This window comes from Aestuariispira ectoiniformans, from assembly GCF_025136295.1.
Taxonomy (GTDB): domain Bacteria; phylum Pseudomonadota; class Alphaproteobacteria; order UBA8366; family Aestuariispiraceae; genus Aestuariispira_A; species Aestuariispira_A ectoiniformans.
On record NZ_CP062788.1, the window covers coordinates 4,330,494 to 4,348,383 of the forward strand.

The 17,890-nt window shown below is 59.8% G+C and carries 15 protein-coding genes; 9 read left to right on the forward strand and 6 right to left on the reverse strand.

Annotation, left to right across the window (positions count from 1 at the left end):
* Positions 1–41: 41 nt before the first annotated feature.
* Complete coding sequence (locus IF205_RS20470) at positions 42–1,997, forward strand: acetoacetate--CoA ligase (protein ID WP_259783325.1); 1,956 nt, start codon at positions 42–44, stop codon at positions 1,995–1,997.
* A gap of 79 nt (positions 1,998–2,076) precedes the next feature.
* Here the strand turns inward: IF205_RS20470 and pdxR are convergent, their stop codons facing one another.
* Positions 2,077–3,564, reverse strand: coding sequence for a MocR-like pyridoxine biosynthesis transcription factor PdxR (gene pdxR / locus IF205_RS20475; protein ID WP_259781211.1), 1,488 nt, complete (start codon positions 3,562–3,564; stop codon positions 2,077–2,079).
* Between the two features lie 108 nt (positions 3,565–3,672).
* On the opposite strand from pdxR, the gene IF205_RS20480 reads away from it, so the two are divergent.
* The 5 genes from IF205_RS20480 to IF205_RS20500 all read left to right on the forward strand — a co-directional run bounded on the left by IF205_RS20480 (position 3,673) and on the right by IF205_RS20500 (position 8,201).
* Positions 3,673–4,338: a pyridoxamine 5'-phosphate oxidase family protein gene (locus IF205_RS20480; protein WP_259781212.1), complete on the forward strand. Its 666-nt coding sequence runs from the start codon at positions 3,673–3,675 to the stop codon at positions 4,336–4,338.
* 75 nt (positions 4,339–4,413) lie between these two features.
* Positions 4,414–4,761, forward strand: a complete 348-nt coding sequence (locus IF205_RS20485; RefSeq protein WP_259781213.1) for a DUF952 domain-containing protein — start codon at positions 4,414–4,416, stop codon at positions 4,759–4,761.
* Position 4,762: 1 nt separating this feature from the next.
* Positions 4,763–5,827 (forward strand): quinone-dependent dihydroorotate dehydrogenase, encoded by a 1,065-nt coding sequence (locus IF205_RS20490; protein ID WP_259781214.1) that lies wholly within the window; start codon positions 4,763–4,765, stop codon positions 5,825–5,827.
* Positions 5,828–5,935: 108 nt separating this feature from the next.
* Positions 5,936–7,297 (forward strand): EAL domain-containing protein, encoded by a 1,362-nt coding sequence (locus tag IF205_RS20495; RefSeq protein ID WP_259781215.1) that lies wholly within the window; start codon positions 5,936–5,938, stop codon positions 7,295–7,297.
* Positions 7,298–7,346: 49 nt separating this feature from the next.
* The gene (locus tag IF205_RS20500; protein ID WP_259781216.1) at positions 7,347–8,201 is read left to right on the forward strand and encodes a TIGR01459 family HAD-type hydrolase; all 855 of its coding nucleotides are present in this window, start codon (positions 7,347–7,349) and stop codon (positions 8,199–8,201) included.
* 27 nt (positions 8,202–8,228) lie between these two features.
* Here the strand turns inward: IF205_RS20500 and IF205_RS20505 are convergent, their stop codons facing one another.
* The 5 genes from IF205_RS20505 to IF205_RS20525 form a co-directional block, all read right to left on the reverse strand.
* Positions 8,229–9,413: an aminotransferase class V-fold PLP-dependent enzyme gene (locus IF205_RS20505; RefSeq protein WP_259781217.1), complete on the reverse strand. Its 1,185-nt coding sequence runs from the start codon at positions 9,411–9,413 to the stop codon at positions 8,229–8,231.
* 109 nt (positions 9,414–9,522) lie between these two features.
* Positions 9,523–11,616 carry a hypothetical protein gene (locus IF205_RS20510; RefSeq protein WP_259781218.1) on the reverse strand — a complete coding sequence of 698 codons (2,094 nt, stop codon included), beginning with the start codon at positions 11,614–11,616 and terminating at the stop codon, positions 9,523–9,525.
* Between the two features lie 12 nt (positions 11,617–11,628).
* Positions 11,629–14,370, reverse strand: coding sequence for a DUF4159 domain-containing protein (locus IF205_RS20515; protein WP_259781219.1), 2,742 nt, complete (start codon positions 14,368–14,370; stop codon positions 11,629–11,631).
* A complete protein-coding gene (locus IF205_RS20520; RefSeq protein WP_259781220.1) occupies positions 14,367–15,293 on the reverse strand; it encodes a DUF58 domain-containing protein in 927 nt (308 codons plus the stop codon). The genes IF205_RS20515 and IF205_RS20520 overlap by 4 nt, the downstream gene beginning before the upstream one ends.
* Positions 15,290–16,225 carry an AAA family ATPase gene (locus tag IF205_RS20525; RefSeq protein WP_259783326.1) on the reverse strand — a complete coding sequence of 312 codons (936 nt, stop codon included), beginning with the start codon at positions 16,223–16,225 and terminating at the stop codon, positions 15,290–15,292. Before IF205_RS20525 ends, IF205_RS20520 begins: the two co-directional genes overlap by 4 nt.
* Positions 16,226–16,395: 170 nt before the next feature.
* Here IF205_RS20525 and IF205_RS20530 point away from each other — a divergent pair, with 170 nt between their 5' ends.
* From IF205_RS20530 to IF205_RS20540, 3 genes are read left to right on the forward strand one after another with little or no spacing between them, the layout of a single operon-like run.
* Positions 16,396–16,956, forward strand: coding sequence for a DUF1285 domain-containing protein (locus IF205_RS20530; RefSeq protein WP_259781221.1), 561 nt, complete (start codon positions 16,396–16,398; stop codon positions 16,954–16,956).
* The gene (locus IF205_RS20535) at positions 16,953–17,570 is read left to right on the forward strand and encodes a CoA pyrophosphatase (protein WP_259781222.1); all 618 of its coding nucleotides are present in this window, start codon (positions 16,953–16,955) and stop codon (positions 17,568–17,570) included. Before IF205_RS20530 ends, IF205_RS20535 begins: the two co-directional genes overlap by 4 nt.
* Complete coding sequence (locus IF205_RS20540; protein WP_259781223.1) at positions 17,567–17,857, forward strand: DUF6111 family protein; 291 nt, start codon at positions 17,567–17,569, stop codon at positions 17,855–17,857. The genes IF205_RS20535 and IF205_RS20540 overlap by 4 nt, the downstream gene beginning before the upstream one ends.
* Positions 17,858–17,890: the final 33 nt, after the last annotated feature.

Consider the following 17,890-nt stretch of genomic DNA (forward strand, 5'->3'; position numbering starts at 1 on the left):
AACAGCAAGCGACGCAGTCAATTACGCAGGGAGCGCCCATGATGAGCCAACCGCTTTGGACACCATCCGCCACACGTATCGCAAAATCCAATATCACTTCCTTTGCCAAGGCACTGGAACTGGAACATGGTGTCAGCCTGCCGGACTATGCCGCCCTGCATGACTTCTCCATCAATGAAATGGAGAAATTCTGGAGTTCCTTCTGGGAGTTTGCCGATATCAAGGCCCAGACCAGGGGCGAAGAGGTTCTGATTGACGCGGACAAGATGCCGGGTGCTCAGTTCTTCCCGGGCGCGAAGCTGAACTTCGCCGAAAACCTGCTCACCAAACGCGACAACAACACCGCAATCGTGTTCTGGGCGGAAGACAAGGTTAAACGCCGCCTGACCTGGAAAGAGCTCTATGACGGTGTCTCCCGCCTGTCCCAGGCCCTGCGCGACCTGGGCGTGAAGCCCGGTGACCGCATTGCAGGCTTCGTTCCCAATATGCCGGAAACCGTGATGGCCATGCTGGCTGCGACCGCCATCGGCGCGATCTGGACGTCCTGTTCTCCCGATTTCGGTATCCAGGGTGTGTTGGACCGCTTCGGACAGACCGAGCCGGTCGTCCTGTTTACCGCCGACGGCTATTTCTACAACGGCAAAAGCCACGACTCTCTGGGCCGGGTGAAAGAAATCGCGGGCGAACTGTCGAGCCTGCGCAAGGTTGTTGTGATGCCGCTGGTTGATGATGATCCGGAAGTTCACAACATTCTGGGCGCGGAAACCCTGGAAGATTTCATCGAAGACTTCGAGCCGAAAGACATCGAGTTCGAAATGATGCCGTTCAACCACCCGGTCTACATCATGTATTCCAGCGGCACGACCGGAAAACCGAAGTGCATCGTGCATGGTGCAGGCGGCACCCTTTTGCAGCAGAAGAAGGAGCATCTCCTTCACTGCGATGCCAAGCCGGGTTCCCGCGTGTTCTATTTCACCACCTGTGGCTGGATGATGTGGAACTGGCTGGTGGCTGCCCTGTCCTGCAAGGCGACGCTGATGTTGTTTGACGGCTCCCCCTTCGCGCCCAGTGGCAATATCCTGTTTGATTATGCCCAGGAAGAAGAAATCACATTCTTCGGCACCTCCGCCAAATGGATCGACGCCTGCAGCAAGGCAGAACTCCGGCCGATCGATACCCATAACCTGGGCAGCGTGGAAACAATCACGTCCACCGGCTCGCCGCTGGTGCCGGAAAGCTTTGACTATGTCTATGACGCCATCAAGAAAGACGTCCTGCTTGCCTCCATTTCCGGCGGCACGGACATTCTGAGCTGTTTCATGCTGGGCGTGCCGATCCTGCCGGTCTGGAAGGGTGAAATCCAGGTAGCGGGCCTCGGCATGGCAGTCGACGTCTTCGGCGAAGACGGCAAGACCGTCGAAGGCGACAAGGGCGAACTGGTCTGCACCAAGCCTTTCCCGTCCATGCCGGTCGCTTTCTGGAATGACCCGGATGGCGCGCGTTACAAAGGTGCCTATTTCAAGCGTTTCGACAACATCTGGCACCATGGGGATTTTGTCTCCCGCACGGAACACGGCGGCTACGTCATTTTCGGCCGTTCCGATGCGACCCTGAACCCCGGCGGCGTGCGGATCGGCACGGCGGAAATCTATCGCCAGGTTGAAGGCTTTGCCCAGGTTCTGGAATCCATTGTGATCGGTCAGGAATGGAAAGGAGACACGCGCGTCGTGCTCTTTGTCCGCCTTGCACCGGGCGCGACGCTGGACGAGGATTTGCAGCGTGCCATCCGCTCCCACATCCGCCAGCAGTGCACTCCGCGCCATGTGCCCGCAAAAATTGTCGCTGTCGACGATATCCCGCGGACCCGCTCCGGCAAGATCACCGAACTTGCGGTTCGCGACATTGTCCATGGCCGTCCGGTGAAAAACCAGGAGGCCCTGTCCAATCCGGAGGCCCTGGCACTCTACAAAAACATTCCGGAACTTCAGGAAGATTAAGCTTCCCGGATCAAGGAACAGAAAAGGGGGAAAGCCTGCCGCTTTCCCCCTTTTTTATTATGCCATGACAAAGTCCGGGTTATGCTTCCAAAACTCTGGCGAGGCGGTCCACCGCCTCCGCCATCTGTTCCTCCGGCACCGCGGCATAGCCTAAAAGCAAGCCCTGGTGACCGTTGCTCGCCGCATAGTAGGAAGACAGGCAGGATAGAGACAGCCCCTTGTCACGGGCGCGTTCCACCGCCTCGACATCCGTCATCCGCGCCGCCAGTTCCGGTCTGAACCGCGCCATGACATGCATTCCGGCTTCCGACGGGGCAACATCCAGCAAATGCCCGACGCGCGCCTGCAGGACAGACAGCAGTTTTTCCTGCCTTTGGCTATAGAGCTTGCGGGTCCGCCGGAGATGCGCCGCGAAGAACCCTTCCTCGATAAAGGTCGCCAGGGCGGGCTGCGCAATCGTGCTTGGATGATCGTCAAGCGCCGCGCGCGCCGCACGGAATGGCTCTGTCAGGTCCGGCGGCACAACCAGATAGCCAAGACGCAGGGACGGGAACATAACCTTGGAGAAGCTGCCCACATAGACAACGCGCCCATCCCGGTCGAGGCCCTGCAAGGCCGCCAGCGGCCGCCCGCCATAGCGGTACTCGCTGTCATAATCATCCTCGATGACCCATCCGTCGCCGCGCGACGCCCATTCCAACAGCTTCAAACGCCGCGCCAGTGTCATCGTCACACTCAACGGGAACTGATGGGAGGGTGCTACACAGGCAAGCCGTGCTTCCGGCGCCATGCGTTCACCCGCATCGACGTCGAACCCCTCGTCATCCACCGGTACAGGAATCAGTTCCGCCCCGGCCGCCATCAGGGCACCACGAACGCCCGGATAGCCCGGTTCCTCAACCAGAACCGGATCACCATCGTCAAGCAGGACATGCGCCGCCAGCCCGATGGCCTGTTGGGCACCGGATACGATAATCACCTGTTCCGCATCACAGCGCACGGCACGCGCCGTGCGCAGATATCCAGCAATAGCCTCACGCAGCGGCAAATAGCCTGCGGGTTCTGCATTGGCGAGCAGATCAATTGGCGGACGCCGCCAGGCCTTCGACATCAAACGGGACCAGACATCGAAAGGAAAATCGGCCACATCCGGCATACCAACGGAAAAGGCCGGGCTGCGGCGGCCACGCGGCTGACGCAGGGACGCAAGGCGCTGCCCGCGCTTGGACAGGCCGCGCCGCCTCGGCGTCGCCCCGTCCCGGTCGACAATCTTTCCCTTGGTCGCAAGCGCCTCTTCGGGCAGTTCCCCGGACACGAAAGAACCGGCCCCGACCTTTCCTTCCAGATAGCCTTCCGCCAGCAACTGATCGAAAGCCGCCGCCACGGTGTTTCTGGAAACCGCAAGGTCTTTTGCCAGCGTCCGTGTCGATGGCAGGCGTTCCCCGCCGACAAGACGCCCGGACAGGATCATTTCCCGGAGCTGATCATAGAGTTGCCGATGCATGGGCTTGTCAGAAGACCGTTCCAACGCAACCGGCAATAACGCTGCTCTATCTGTTCGCCGCATTCAAAATGGCCCCTTCACTTAGTTAACATTGGACCTTTCAATCATGCCAATTTCTTTTTCTATAGGAGCAGATTTTGAAAGTGACAAGCCCAGAAGCGTACCGAGACAATGCAACACAGAGACAAAGACCAGACCGACAACAGCTTTAACCCGACCAATGTGTCACGGGTCAAACGCGAGCATCAGCGGGGCGCCTATGACAAGGAAACCGTGTTTGGCATCCTGGATGCTGCCCCCTTCTGCCACGTCGGCTATACCATCGAAAACCGCCCCTATGTGACGCCGACGCTGCACTGGCGGGAAGGCGAGCGGATCTATTGGCATGGGTCCAGCGCCAGCCGCATGCTGCGCCAGGTCAAGACAGGCGTGCCCGTCTGCGTGACCGCCTCGCTGTTTGACGGCTATGTCCTGGCGCGTTCCGCCTTCCATCACAGTGCCAACTATCGCGCCGTCATGGCCTTTGGCACGGCCCATATGATCGAAGACCGCGATGAAAAGGAACAGTCCCTCAAAGTCATGATGGATCAGCTCTGGCCCGGCCGTTGGGAAGAACTCCGACCGATGTACGAACAGGAACTGAAGGCCACAACCGTGGTTGCCATGGATATCGAGGAAGCCTCTGCCAAGACACGCAGCGGTCCGCCCGTGGATGACGAAGAAGACTATGACCTGCCGATCTGGGCGGGTGTTGAACCCATTGTGCATGGGACCGGCACTCTGGAAACAGACCCGCGGATGCTGCCCGGCGTACCGCTGCCTGATTATCTGAAATAACGGCCTGCCGCCGGGACTGGACCTTTCGTCACTTTCCCCGTAAACAAGCCCAACGCAGCTTGAGGGGAAAGTGACATGCGCATTTATCATCTCGCCCGTAAAGCCGCCTGGGCCGAGGCGGAAAAATCCGGTGTCTATACCGGAACGCCGGAGGACCGGGCGGACGGATTCATCCATTTTTCCACCGCAACACAGGTCGAGGAAAGCGCCGCCAAGCATCGCGCAGGCGAAACAGACCTGCTGCTGGTATCCGTGGACGAGGACAGGCTGGGCGACGGCCTGAAATGGGAACCGTCCCGCGGTGGACAACTTTTCCCCCATCTCTACGGCGACATGCCGCTGACGGCAGCCATCGAAATAGTCCCGCTGCCACTGGGTGATGATGGCCTGCACCAGTTCCCCGCATTGACGGAGGAAGTGTAGGATGTCGCTTTCGGATTTCGCCCTGCCCTTTCTACGCTGTCTCAACCCGGAGACCGCCCATAACCTGACCCTGAAAGCCCTGAAAATGGGGTTTGGGCCGAAAGAATTTTCCGGTGATGACAGGATTCTGCACACCCGCGTCTGGGACCTGAACTTCCCGAACCCCGTGGGATTGTCCGCCGGATTTGATAAAAATGCCGAAGTGATCGACCCCATGCTGGAAACCGGACTGGGTTTTGTCGAGGTCGGTTCCATCACCCCGCGCCCGCAGCCGGGTAATCCCAAGCCGCGGATTTTCCGCCTGCCCAAGGACGGCGCGGTCATTAACCGCCTGGGGTTCAACAACAAGGGCATCGACTATGCCGCCCACAATCTGTCCCGCCATCGCAACGGGATCGTGGGTGTCAATCTGGGCAAGAACAAAGACAGCGAGGACGCGGCGGAAGATTATGCAAAGGGCACGTTGAAACTGGCCCCTTATGCAGGCTATCTGGTGATCAACGTTTCCTCGCCCAATACACCGGGCCTGCGCGCCCTGCAAGGCAAGGATGACCTGATCGTCCTGGTTGAAGCCGTCAAAGGCGCGCGAGCATCCGTTTGCCCCGACCGCAAGCCCCCCATCCTGGTCAAGATCGCACCGGACCTGACAGACGCCGACGTTCAGGATATCGTCGCCGTGGCCCAGACCACCGATGTGGATGGCCTGATCGTTTCCAATACGACAATCGCCCGGCCCGACAGCCTCAAGGAACAGGACAAGGCCGGTGAGACAGGCGGCCTCAGCGGCCTTCCCGTCTTTGGCCCGTCGACCGAGATGCTGCGCCAGGTTTACCAGCTCACCGAAGGGAATATCCCGCTGATCGGTGTTGGCGGAATCGCCAGCGGCCACGATGCCTATCTGAAGATCCGCGCCGGTGCATCGCTGGTACAGCTTTATACCGCGCTCATCTATCACGGGCCGTCGCTGATCCCCCGGATCAAACGTGAATTGGCGGAATTTTTGCGCCGCGACGGCTTTGCCTCCATCATGGAGGCGGTCGGCGCCGATCATCGCGAGGGTGCATAACAGCACGCAGCACTGGTCAAGGGTCTGTTTTCCCTATATGACTGAAGTGGGTTTGGTATCGGCGAAAACCGGTATCGATACAGGGTTAACCGTCTATCCGGGGGAGGCGTGGGCGCAACCTGGCATATAATTCTGACAGCAGGCTATGTGGTCCTCGGCTTGATCACAGCCTTTGTCGTGCCCGCAATCTGGCCGGAGGTCGGCACCCTGACGGGCATCCTGTCCGGTGTCGTTGTCGCCCTGGGCTTTGGCCTCGGCCATGAGGCCTACCGCCGCAAGAACTTCGAAAACCAGACCCACCGCCACATGCTCGCGTTGAAAAAGGCCTATGACCAGCACAAGCTGGAACTGGCAGAAATGCGCGTGGAACTGTTCCAGCAGGCCGCCGGAGGCATTCCGACCCGTACGGCCCCGGCCCCGCAGGAGACATTCAGCCCACCCCCCGTACCGCAGGCGCCGCCGGTGGCACCGCAACCATCATCGGCCCCTGCGTCTGATGACGCACAGCCCGCTGCCCCGGACATGGTTGAGCCGACGGACCCGCGCGAGGAAGTTGCCATTGAGGCCGAGGTGAAAGTCCTGCGCTCGCTCGTGGAGCAGCTTTATAAAGAGGATATCCCGACCTCGGCGCGCAAAAGCAAATCGGCTGGCGACAGCGGAGGCGACAAGAGCCGGATCGGCCTGCGGGTTGTTGGAAAGAACGGCAGGAACAACATCCTGGAAACGGTGAAGGAGGCACTGCGCAACGAACGCGTTGACCTCTACCTTCAGCCCATCGTCAGCCTGCCACAGCGCAAACGCCGCTTCTTCGAGTGTTTCAGCCGCATCCGCACCGCCGATGGAAACACCTTACAGGCGGACCAGTTCATGCCTGTGGCCCGCAAGGAAGGGCTGGAAGCAACTGTCGACAACATCCTTCTCTTCCGCTCAGTCCAGTTGCTGCAGAAAGTACGCGCCCATGACTATTCCATGGCATTCTTCTGCAACCTCTCGCCCAACAGCCTGTCCGATGAAAGCTTCCTGCAGGAATTCACCCGCTATATGGAAAGCCACCAGGATTTGGCCCCCAGCCTGGTTCTTGAGTTGAGGCAGTCGGATATCGAAGGCCGCCTGGAGGCCCTGACCCCGCATCTGGATCGCCTGGGGCGGCTGGGTTACCGTTTTGCGTTGGACGGCGTCACACAGTTTGACCTGGATGTGGGTGCACTTGCCCAGCGTCACTTCCATTTCGTCAAAGTCAATGCCGAGGCCCTTGTGAACCGTTTCAAGGCCAGCCCCGGAGGTGGTGAGGTTCGCAGCCTCAAACAGCAGTTGGATGATCGCGGCATCGACATGATCGTGGAACATATCGAAACCGAGCAGATGTTGATTGAACTGCTGGACTTCAATATTGATTACGGACAAGGCTTCCTGTTCGGTGAGCCGCGCATGAGCAAAGACCCGTCCGCGGGTGGCATGCGCGCCGGTTGACCTTCGGGACACAGCCTCTTTCTCAGGCTTTTCAAGGACCCGCCCCGCCATGCATACCAACCTGATCCCCGGCCTGTCCGCTGTGGTGGATGACTACGACCTGTTCCTGATCGACCAGTGGGGTGTGCTGCATGACGGCGAGAACCTACACGATGGTGCGCTAAACACGTTGCAGGAGCTTCGCAAGACGGGCAAAACGGTGATCATCCTGTCCAACTCAGGCAAGCGTGTCGAAGACTCCTACGCCCGGATGGCGCGCATGGGCATCACCCGCGACCTGTATGACCATGTGGTGACGTCGGGCGAATTGGTCTATCGGAATTTCCAGGCCAAGGAAGACCCTGTCTTCAAAAGCCTGGGCCGCAAATTCATCGCCTTTACTTGGGGTGAAGCCAATATTTCAGTCGCCGAAGGCTCCGGCCATGAGAAGGTCGACAGCGTGGAAGAGGCGGATTTCATCCTTTGCACCGGTACGGACCAGGGTGACCTTGAATATTATCGCCCCTTCCTGGAAAAGGCCTTGGAACGCAAACTTCCCCTGATCTGCGCCAACCCGGATTTCGTCAGCGTCGCCCCAGACGGCAGCCTGAACATGTGCCCGGGCATGGTCGCCAAGGAATATGAAGATATGGGCGGCACCGTCCGCTGGCACGGCAAGCCGCTGCTGGAAACCTACGAATACTGCAAAAGCCTCGCGCCGGGGTGTGACCGTATCCTGGGCATCGGGGATTCCCTGCGCCATGACGTAAAAGGGGCCAATGACGCGGGTGGTCATTCGCTCTTTGTCTGCGGCGGCATCCACGACCATGAAATCGGCCACCCGCCAAGCCATGTCGCGCTGGCAAATCTGTTTGATATTTACGGGATAGAGCCGACCTATTCGGTCGAAAATTTCCGCTGGTAAGCGGGAAAGCCCCTTAAAGGGCCGGACTTACATGAAAGTCCGGCCGATCTGGGCGAGTTTCTCATAGTCGGCCATATCGTTATAGATATAGGCGCAGAAGCGAATCCAGAGACGATCCGCAAAGGGTTTCACCTCAACTTCGAGGTTAAATTCATGCCGCAGGCGAAGCTGCAGCTCTTCCGCAGCCTTGGCCGTGCCCTTTTCTGCACCGGGCCATTCAACGGTCGTCATGAAGGCCGTCATGCGGTCCGATGCCCCGCGTTGCGTTCCCCATGCTTCCGCCAGCATATTCGCACCATCCCGAACCAGGGTCCGGCAATAGTGGTATATCTCCTTCTCACCCCATTGGGCCCGGAAGTCGATGGCATCCTGTACGGACAGATAGGGCGTGAAATCCTTGGTACCGGGCCAATCGAATGCCCGGATATAACCTTCACCCACATAATGGCTGATCGTCGTCGGGCGAAGCGAGCTTTGCCGGTCCGCATGGGTCCAGATGAAACCACATCCCCGTGGAGCGCCCAGCCATTTATGGGCATTTCCCACGTACCAGGCAGGGTCCTGGTCATTAAGGCGCAGCGGCACCGAACCGGGCGCATGCGCGCCGTCCACCAGAACCGGAATCCCGCGATCGGCACATTCATGGATAATTTCATGCACCGGCAGCTTCAAGGCTGTCATGGAGGTTATATGATCCACGACAACAAGGCGGGTTCGCGGGGTCACGCGGCTCATGATCGCATCGGTCGCGTCTCCCGGATCGTGGATCGGGAAGGGCACATGGGCAAAAGAAAGGCGGGCACCGGCCCGCTCACATACAAATTCAAGAGTTCTCAGCACTGCGCCATAGGCATGGTCGGTAGTAACCACCTCATCACCCGGCAATAGAACCAGGGACCGTAGCACCGCATTCACGCCCGTGGAGGCATTGTCGACGAAGACGATATCATCCCCATCGCCGCCCAGGAATTTGCCCACTGCCGCCGCCGATTGGCGCAGTCGATCCGGCAATTCCTCGCGCAGGAAACGCGCGGGCTGGCGGTCGATAGTCCGGCGCAGTTTTTCGGCGGCATCCAAAACGGGATTGGAGGTAACACCGAAAGCACCGTGATTCAGATAGGTGCAGCCCTCTTCCAAGGGCCAGAGGTGACGTGCTTCACGCCCCCAGGAAACCGAATCCGCATCGCACATCGCGACGGAAGAGTCATTCATGCTCATATCCGAAAATGATATCCCACTCACACTCAAGACTCGGACTTTTGACCCTTAATTTCCCTTGGTCAAGCTCTTTTGGAACAGAAGCTAATATTGGGGAGATATTTTATTCCGACTCTTTCCGCCAGGCGAGAAGCACCAGCATCGCAACCACCAGAAGTGACAGCCAGGCCGGCAGCAGCGAGACCATCCGCAGCCCCGTCACGTCATAGTCGTTGTTACGGCGCAGACCAATCCAGCCGGGCCCGTCCATACGATGCGATGCCTGCACCAGACGCACCGTCGGCAAGCCATCCTCCAGCCAACGCGCACTGCCACCGCTTTCCGCCACCAGCGGGGCCAGAGGTTTTTCTGACGAGACCACCTCCCGCAGTTCCGGACCGGCCGCAGCGCCGGTTGCAACCAGGGCCGACCTCTCGCCATCGCTAACACGATAGAGGCCGCTTTCCGTCAGGGGCATATCCCCCTGATATCGACCATTGCCGATATGCTTCAAGCGCAGATTCCGCGTCTGCCCCGACGGCTCGATGACCTCGACCTCGGGCGACACAGGCATCAGGCTCCTCATTTCAACATGCAATCGCCCGTTTCGCTCGCTGGCGCGAAGATCATTTTCCTCCAGCTCAGGCTCTTTCATCAACCAATGGGCCAGACGCCTGATCAATTCCGCATAAGGACCACCGCCTTCATAGCCCCGCGCCCAAAGCCAAAGCTGGTCGCTGGTGATCTGTGCTACCCGGCCCTCGCCAACGCGGTCTACCATCAAGATCGGACTGTTATTCAGCCCCGTCATCAGGACATTGCCCGCACGCGGCGTGACCTCCACCTGCCGGAACCAGCGGCCCCAGCGAATATCATCATCGGTTGAGATCACCGGCCCGCCCGGCAGCCTTGCGGTGATCGGATGCCGGATACCTTCGTCGGTCAGCCGGGGCTTGAAGCCTCTTTCGATGACAGCACCGGTCGGCGCGCCGGGCAGTATCTCCCCCAGGGCCGTCTGGAAAAGACTGTAGGGACCGGCAAACCCGGGGCCCGCCACTTCCAGCAACGCCCCGCCGCGCCGGACAAAATCGGTAATGTTGCGCAGGTAGAGCGTTGGGAGAACGCCACGTCGCCGATACCGGTCGAACACGATCAGATCGAATTCATCCAATTTGTTCTGGAAAAGCTCCCGCGTCGGGAAAGCAATCAGCGACAGTTCCTGGATCGGCGTGCCGTCCTGTTTTTCCGGCGGACGCAAAATCGTGAAATGGACAAGGTCCACCGACGGGTCGGCCTTCAACAGGTTACGCCAGGTCCGCTCCCCCGGATGCGGCACGCCTGAGACCAGCAACACCCGCAAACGGTCCCGCACGCCATTGATCGTCGTTACAACCTGATTGTTGGAGGTGATCAGTTCATTCTCGACCGGATCAACGGTCAGGGAGACAAGTGTCTTGCCACGGCGTTTAACTGGCACCTCGACCTGAATGTTACGTCCAACCGGCAGCATGATCCGCTTCGGGACTTCATCAGGTGTCTCCAGGGTCACGGCGGCCTGTGCCTCCGTCCCCTTGGGGTCGTCAATACGCACCTGAAGGGCAACTTTCCCGCCGACCAGCCCATAGGTCGGGGCCTTCACCAGGACCAGACGCCGGTCTCTGTCGTCCCGCGATCCCGTCAACAGAACATGAACCGGTGCCCCCGCCACCCGTAGGTCCTTCAGGCGACTGGTATCCGAGGGCATATCATGGGCTTGCCCGTCCGTAATGGCGATCGCACCGGCCAGGCGATGTGGCGAGATATCCGCGACCGCCCGCTCCAGGGCGGTGACAAGGGATGTTCCGGCCTTGCTGTCGGCGAGATTGTTGTGACGCAAGGTCACCTCACGCACCTCAAGCTGATCCGATTCCTTGTTTAACTGGGCCAGCAGCTCGCTACGGGCTGCCTTGGTCTGCGCCTCCCGGTTGGCGATCTGCTGGGAGGCGGTCTCATCCACCAGAAGGACTACCACATCCTTGCGCGGTTTTCTTTCTTCCAGCACCAGCGTCGGATTACCCAGCGCCAGCAGCAACGCTGTCAGACACAAAATCCTCAGGGCCGTTCCGCGCACCCGGCGAACAAGATAGTAGGCCACCGTCACGGCGGCCAGTGCCGCCAGCGTGACGATGACCCATTCGGGCAACAGGGGCGACCAGGTGATGGAGGAAGCATTCAGCATCGTACGCGCCCCCTATTGCCCAAGTCGTTCAAGAATGGCGGGCACGTGAACCTGGTCGGATTTGTAATTTCCGGTCAGCATATACATGACCACATTCACCCCGAAGCGATAGGCCATCTCGCGCTGTCGCTCGCCGCCGGGAACCACCGGATAGCGTGGCCTGCCATATTCATCCATCGCCCAGGCCCCGGCCCAGTCCTGCGACCCGACAATAACGCGGGAGACCCCGTCGTTGGCACCTGAATCACTCGGCTCCACCCAGACATCGCCTCCGCTCCAGCGCCCTGGGAAGTCCTGCAACAGATAGAATGACCGCGTCAGCACATGATCCGAAGGGGTGACCGTCAACGGCGGCAGGTCCAGCATATAAGTCAGGCGGCGCAAACGATCCCGGCTATCGGTTCCGATTGTCGCGACGGGTGGTTGACGCAGATCGATCAACAGCGTGCCGCCCCGCGCCATATATTGGTTCAGGTTGTCCGCGGCAGTCTGGCTCAGCGGCGGCTGCGTGTCTCCGATCGGCCAATAAAGCAGGGGGAAGAACGACAGGTCGTCCCGCACGATATCGACCCCCATCGGCTGCGACGCTTCGACCGCCGTCCGCTGGTTCAGGATAGTTGCCAGCCCACGCAGCCCCTCTTCGCTGACCCTGTCCAGTTCCGGGTCACCGGTCCGGATATACGCCAGGACCGTGCCTGTACTGGCCGCCAGTGCGAAGGCATCCCGATCCGCGGTCTGGGCCCGGAGATCACCCGGCAAGGCCATCCCGGCAATCGTCACCACCAGAACAATGGACGCCGCCCCGCGCATATGCCGCAGCCAGCCAAGCTGCCCACGCAGCCAAAGCGACAGCCAGGCATCCAGCAGGATCAGCAAAAGCGCCACTGCCAGACCGATCCCCCTGAGGTCCACGACCTCTTCGGAATCATAACCCGTCTGCCTCAACCAGGCCGGAACGGGTTGGGACAGGTCGGAGAGTTGAACATGTTCGCCCAGGTTCATTGCAATGAAACGATCTTCATTGCCGTAATATCCGGGTGGCAGGCTTGCAGACAGCACCGGGTCCCCGCCATCGTCCAAAGCCGGATAGCTTTTCGCGGAACGATAGGGCGGTATCAGGTCTCCAAATGCAGACAGCGACTGCATCGGTGGCAGCGTTTCATGCACCAGTTGCCGTTCCACGACCCCACCCCGAGGCAGTCCTCCCAGCCGTTGCAGCATCTCAACAAAGGTTCCGGATAACGCCAGGTTGGACCAGCTTGCATTGGCGCTGGTATGGAAAAGAACAAGCCAGCCCTTGCCACGGCGTGCGCCCGTGACAAGCGGTGTGCCGTCGTCCAGTTCCGCCCAGATTTTTGCCTCTACGTCCGGACCGGGTTCGGCCAGAACCTGCCGGGTCACCGTCACATCGTCCGAGACGGCAAGCCCGGCGAAAGGCCCGTCGTTGCTGAACCGGCCCAGATGCGCCGGGTCGTCCCATTGCAACGCGCCGTCACGCGCCCGCCCGCCCTGCCGCAGGGGCAGCGGCAACAGGTCCTGATCGGCATGGGCCGCAAGCCGCGGCCCGGCAAAGCGGACCAGCACGCCACCGTTTTGCACCCAGTCTTTCAGGGAGGCCTGCTCGTCTGTCGTCAAGGCCACCGCGTCCGGCAGCAACAGCATGTCATGACCGGCGCGCAGCAGAATGTTCAGGGGGGCCTGGCTGGTGGAGGCAAAGGGGTCTACGGCACGGCTCAGATAATACCCTTCCGACAGCAGGGTCAGTTCCCCACCGGTGAAGGATTCCTCGACAATTCCCACCTCAAGCTGGTTCCAGCTGGCATCCAGCAGATAGACACCACCGGCCTGCCCCGCCCGTTCCACATCAATCTGTGCAATCTGATTGGCAAAGGCCGCAGGCAGGCTCAACTTCATTGTTGCCTCCCGCTGACCCGCCTTGAACTGCAATTCGTTGCGCGACAGGACGCGGCCGTCCCTGGCCCGCGCCAATAGCGCCACCTGACGTTCACTTCCAACATCGGACCTGCGGACAGTGACTTTCGGCAGGCCCGACGGATCACGTTGTGCAATAACGGTTACCGGCTGCTCCATCGGGGCCGGGCGCAGCAAGGTGATCGCCCCCAGGCGGCGAAGCCGGTCGGCCAAAACGGTCGTTTCATCGCTCCAAAGCCCGTCAGATGCCCATATAATGCTCGCCGCACCCTTCAGCGGCACCCTGGCCAATGCCGCATCCAATGCTTCCAGGTTCCCCGGCCAGGGCTTTGGCTCCAACGCCGCAAGCCATTCCTTGGCCTGGGCTGGCGCCAGATAGAGAGGTTCCGGCATTTCCCCGTCCGTCGCCGACGGCGCAGATGTCAGGATGACAACGGATTTTCCGGCCTGTGCGGCGTCATCGACATAATTCTGCAGGGCCGTAACTTTATCATTCCACCCGGGTGCGGCGGCCCAATCATCCTCGATCACCAGAATCAGCGGACCGCTGCCGACCATATGATAATCATCGCGTAAACGCGGTTCCGCAAAGGACAGGATCAATAACGACACCACCAGCAAGCGCAACAGAACCAGCCACCACGGGGCATCGGAGCTGGTCTGTTCCTCGACCGACAATCCGAACAGCAGCCGTATGGCAGGGAAACGCATCAGGCGCGGAGCAGGCGGCGTCACACGCAGCAACCACCAGAGCAACGGCAGGATCAAAAACCCCGCCAACAGCCAGGGATGAACGAAGGAGATGCCCAGAAGGTCCGTCATCGGCCGCCCCCGAACCAACTGGCCCCTATCGCCATATAGGCGGACAAGAGCGCGGCCTCCGGCGCGTGATCCGTCCTATGGTCCAGCCACAGCCAACCCTGGCGGCGGGCAAGGGTGCGCAGATAGCCGAAACGATCGTCACGCTTTCTTCGATAATCATCTCGGATGGCCTGTGCCTTTCGGACAAGGAAGCGTCCTTCGCCCTCAAGGCCGGTGAACCGCACCCGCCCGTGATAGGGCATGGTTTCTTCCGCCGGATCAGCAATGCACCACAGCATCACGTGCTGGTGCTGTTTTGCCAGCGCCGACAACGCCCGTTCGAGATCGTCCAACGGTGCCAGAAAGTCGCTTACCAGCACCACCTGACCATAGGGGGCCAGCGCCGACATGTCTGGCAGGCTGGCCTTTTCACTTTCGTCGTCAATCAACGCGCTTGCGGCAAGCGCCTCTGTCAGCCGAAACAATGCGGCACGACCACAGCCGGGGGCAGCCTCTCCATTGCCGGTTCCAACCTTCTCGCCGCCTTGCATGAGCAGAACAGCCAGCGCCAATGTGAGGATCGCCCCGCGTTCCCATTTTTCCGGTAGGCCGGGAACAGACCTGAATTTCATCGAGGCAGAGGAATCAAGCCAGGTCCACACCGTCTGGGATGCCTCCCATTCGGTTTCACGAACAAACAGGGCATCGGACCGGGCAGAACGCCGCCAGTCCACCTGACTGCTGCTGTCGCCGCTTTGATAGGCGCGATATTGCCAGAAGGTTTCTCCCTGCCCGGTGCGGCGGCGGCCATGCACACCCTGACTGACCGTATTGGCAACCCGCTCCGCATCCGCCAAAAGCGGTGGAAACCCGGCGCCAAGTGCTTCGGCCCTGGCCAGGTATCCCACCGCTCTCTGGTTTTTGTCTGCGGTCGTTGCCGTCAACGAAGTCCCTCCGTCAGTTGCGCAATGATATCCTCTAACGTCACACCTTCCGTCCGTGCCCCGAAGCTCAACGCCATCCTGTGGCGCAGAATCGGCAATGCCAGGGCCACCACGTCTTCAACCGATGGCGCCAACCGCCCGGACACCACCGCCCTGGCCCGGCAGGCCAACATAAGGGCCTGACTGGCCCTGGGCCCCGGCCCCCAGGCGACATGTTCCCGGACGACTTCCATTTCCGCCGTTTCCGGTCGTGCGCCACGCACCAGTTCGAGGATTGCCTCGATGACACTGTCGCCGACCGGCACATGCCGGACCAGTTGCTGTGCCGATGATAATTCATCAGGGGTTAAAATAGGATTAGGCTGCAAGCGGGTTGCGCCGGTTGTTGCGGTCACGATTTCGCGCTCAGCGGCCTTTTCCGGGTAACCGATTGTTATCTGGGTCAGAAAACGGTCCAACTGCGCCTCGGGCAGTGGATAGGTCCCTTCCTGCTCAATCGGGTTCTGTGTTGCCAATACGTGGAACGGCTGTGGCAGCCCATGGTATTCCCCGGCAATTGAAACGCGTGCCTCCTGCATGGCCTGCAAAAGGGCTGACTGCGTGCGCGGGCTCGCCCGGTTAATCTCGTCGGCCATGAAAAGCTGGCAGAAGATCGGCCCTTTGACAAAGCGGAACCGCCGTCGACCATTCTCATCCTCGTCCAAAATCTCGGAACCGAGAATATCCGCAGGCATCAGATCGGGCGTGAATTGAACACGGCGTTCTGCAAGCCCCAGGACAGTCCCCAAGGTCTCGACCAATAAGGTCTTGCCCAGGCCCGGCACGCCAACCAGAAGCGCATGCCCGCCAGCCAGCAGGGTAACCAGGGCCTGTTCGACGACCTCGTCCTGACCAATGATGACTTTGCGGACTTCCAATGCCGCGGATTCCATGGCCTCCGCGGTCTTTACCAACTTGTCGGCAATGTCCGATTCCTCGCCAGCGCCGGTCCTTGCATCATCGGGATACATATTTTGATCCGTCACCTTCGCCTCCCGGTTTGTATTGGCATGATTTGCCACGCATACTATTACTAGCACTATATGAGGATGAATGGGTCACAATGACGACGCAAGAACAATCACGCCCCAATATCAAAGAGTTGATGGAGAAGGGCGAGGGCCTCACCGGGTTTCCATGGCCCGAAAACTATTGTGATTTTGACATCCGAATCGGTCGGGACGGCCAATGGTACTACCACGGCAGTCCCATCGAACGCCTAAAACTCTGCAAACTCTTTTCCACGGTGCTCCAGAAAGACGATCAGGGTGACTATTGGCTTGTGACGCCCGGAGAAAAAGGCCGCATCGATGTGGAGGACGCGCCATTTCTTGCCGTGGAACTGACCGTCGAGGGAGACGGCAAGGACCGTATCCTGACCTTCCGGACCAATCTGGATCATCACGTTACAGTGGACGCGGACCATCCCATCCGCGTGGAAAACAACCCTGAAAGCGGAGAGCCCTCCCCCTACGTCATGGTGCGCGACGGCCTTGAGGCAAAAATCAACCGGTCGGCATTCTATGAACTCGTCGAATTGGCTGAACTGGAGGAATATGGCGACCAGCCGGTCTTCGGTGTCTACAGCAGCGGTGAGTTTTTCGCCTTGGGGAGGATCGATTGAGCCAGGACATCCAAGCCATCGACCGCAACCATATCAAACAGCGCCTGACCACGCGTCGGCTTGGTAACGGTCGGGGCGACGCCGATCTCAACCCCGGCATGAAGCCGGTGCGCGACCCGCTCACGCCTGCGGCGGTGCTGGTTCCAATTGTGGACCGACCGGAAGGATTGACCATCCTGCTGACCAAAAGGACCGACCACCTGCATGACCACGCAGGCCAGATAAGTTTCCCTGGCGGGCGCGAGGAAGACGAAGACAACGGATCAGTTGAGACGGCCCTGCGCGAGACCGAAGAAGAAGTGGGCCTACCGCGCAGCCGCATCGAACCTTTGGGGCAGCTCGACCACTACATCACCCGAACGGGCTTTCACGTAACGCCTGTCGTGGGCCTTGTCACGCCCCCCTTCCCCGTCACCCCCGATCCGTTTGAAGTTGCCGAAGTCTTTGAAGTCCCATTGTCTTTTTTTCTGGACCGCACCAATCACCAGAGACATTCTCGTGTATGGCAGGGTCAAAAACGATACTATTATGTAATGCCCTACCGGGATTATTATATCTGGGGTGCGACCGCAGGTATGCTTGTTAACCTCGTCGATGTACTGATGGAATCATGATCAGACAGATACTTACAGTCCTCGTTCCCCTCGTTGCGCCGACCATCCTCTATATGCTGTGGATCAAAATCCGCACCCGCAAGGAGGAGGCACTGGCGGAAGGGCAAGAGGTGCCCGAATGGCAAAAGCTTCCCTGGCCGTGGCTGGTCGGGATCGGCGCAGTCCTCACGGTGGCCTCCCTGCTGTTCACCGGCCTTCAGGCCGACCTGGAGGACAAGGGCAAATATGTCCCGCCCCATATGGAAAACGGTGAACTGGTCCCCGGTCATTTCGACAAGCCGCAATAAGTTTTTTCGCGCCCCCCGCAAGTCACTAGGTCA

Coding starts and splice junctions, on each gene's coding strand:
- IF205_RS20470 (WP_259783325.1), top strand. CDS start 42: ATGAGCCAACCGCTTTGGACACCATCCGCCACACGTATCGCAAAATCC.
- pdxR (WP_259781211.1), bottom strand. CDS start 3,564: ATGCGGCGAACAGATAGAGCAGCGTTATTGCCGGTTGCGTTGGAACGG.
- IF205_RS20480 (WP_259781212.1), top strand. CDS start 3,673: ATGCAACACAGAGACAAAGACCAGACCGACAACAGCTTTAACCCGACC.
- IF205_RS20485 (WP_259781213.1), top strand. CDS start 4,414: ATGCGCATTTATCATCTCGCCCGTAAAGCCGCCTGGGCCGAGGCGGAA.
- IF205_RS20490 (WP_259781214.1), top strand. CDS start 4,763: ATGTCGCTTTCGGATTTCGCCCTGCCCTTTCTACGCTGTCTCAACCCG.
- IF205_RS20500 (WP_259781216.1), top strand. CDS start 7,347: ATGCATACCAACCTGATCCCCGGCCTGTCCGCTGTGGTGGATGACTAC.
- IF205_RS20505 (WP_259781217.1), bottom strand. CDS start 9,413: ATGAATGACTCTTCCGTCGCGATGTGCGATGCGGATTCGGTTTCCTGG.
- IF205_RS20510 (WP_259781218.1), bottom strand. CDS start 11,616: ATGCTGAATGCTTCCTCCATCACCTGGTCGCCCCTGTTGCCCGAATGG.
- IF205_RS20515 (WP_259781219.1), bottom strand. CDS start 14,370: ATGACGGACCTTCTGGGCATCTCCTTCGTTCATCCCTGGCTGTTGGCG.
- IF205_RS20525 (WP_259783326.1), bottom strand. CDS start 16,225: ATGGAATCCGCGGCATTGGAAGTCCGCAAAGTCATCATTGGTCAGGAC.
- IF205_RS20530 (WP_259781221.1), top strand. CDS start 16,396: ATGACGACGCAAGAACAATCACGCCCCAATATCAAAGAGTTGATGGAG.
- IF205_RS20540 (WP_259781223.1), top strand. CDS start 17,567: ATGATCAGACAGATACTTACAGTCCTCGTTCCCCTCGTTGCGCCGACC.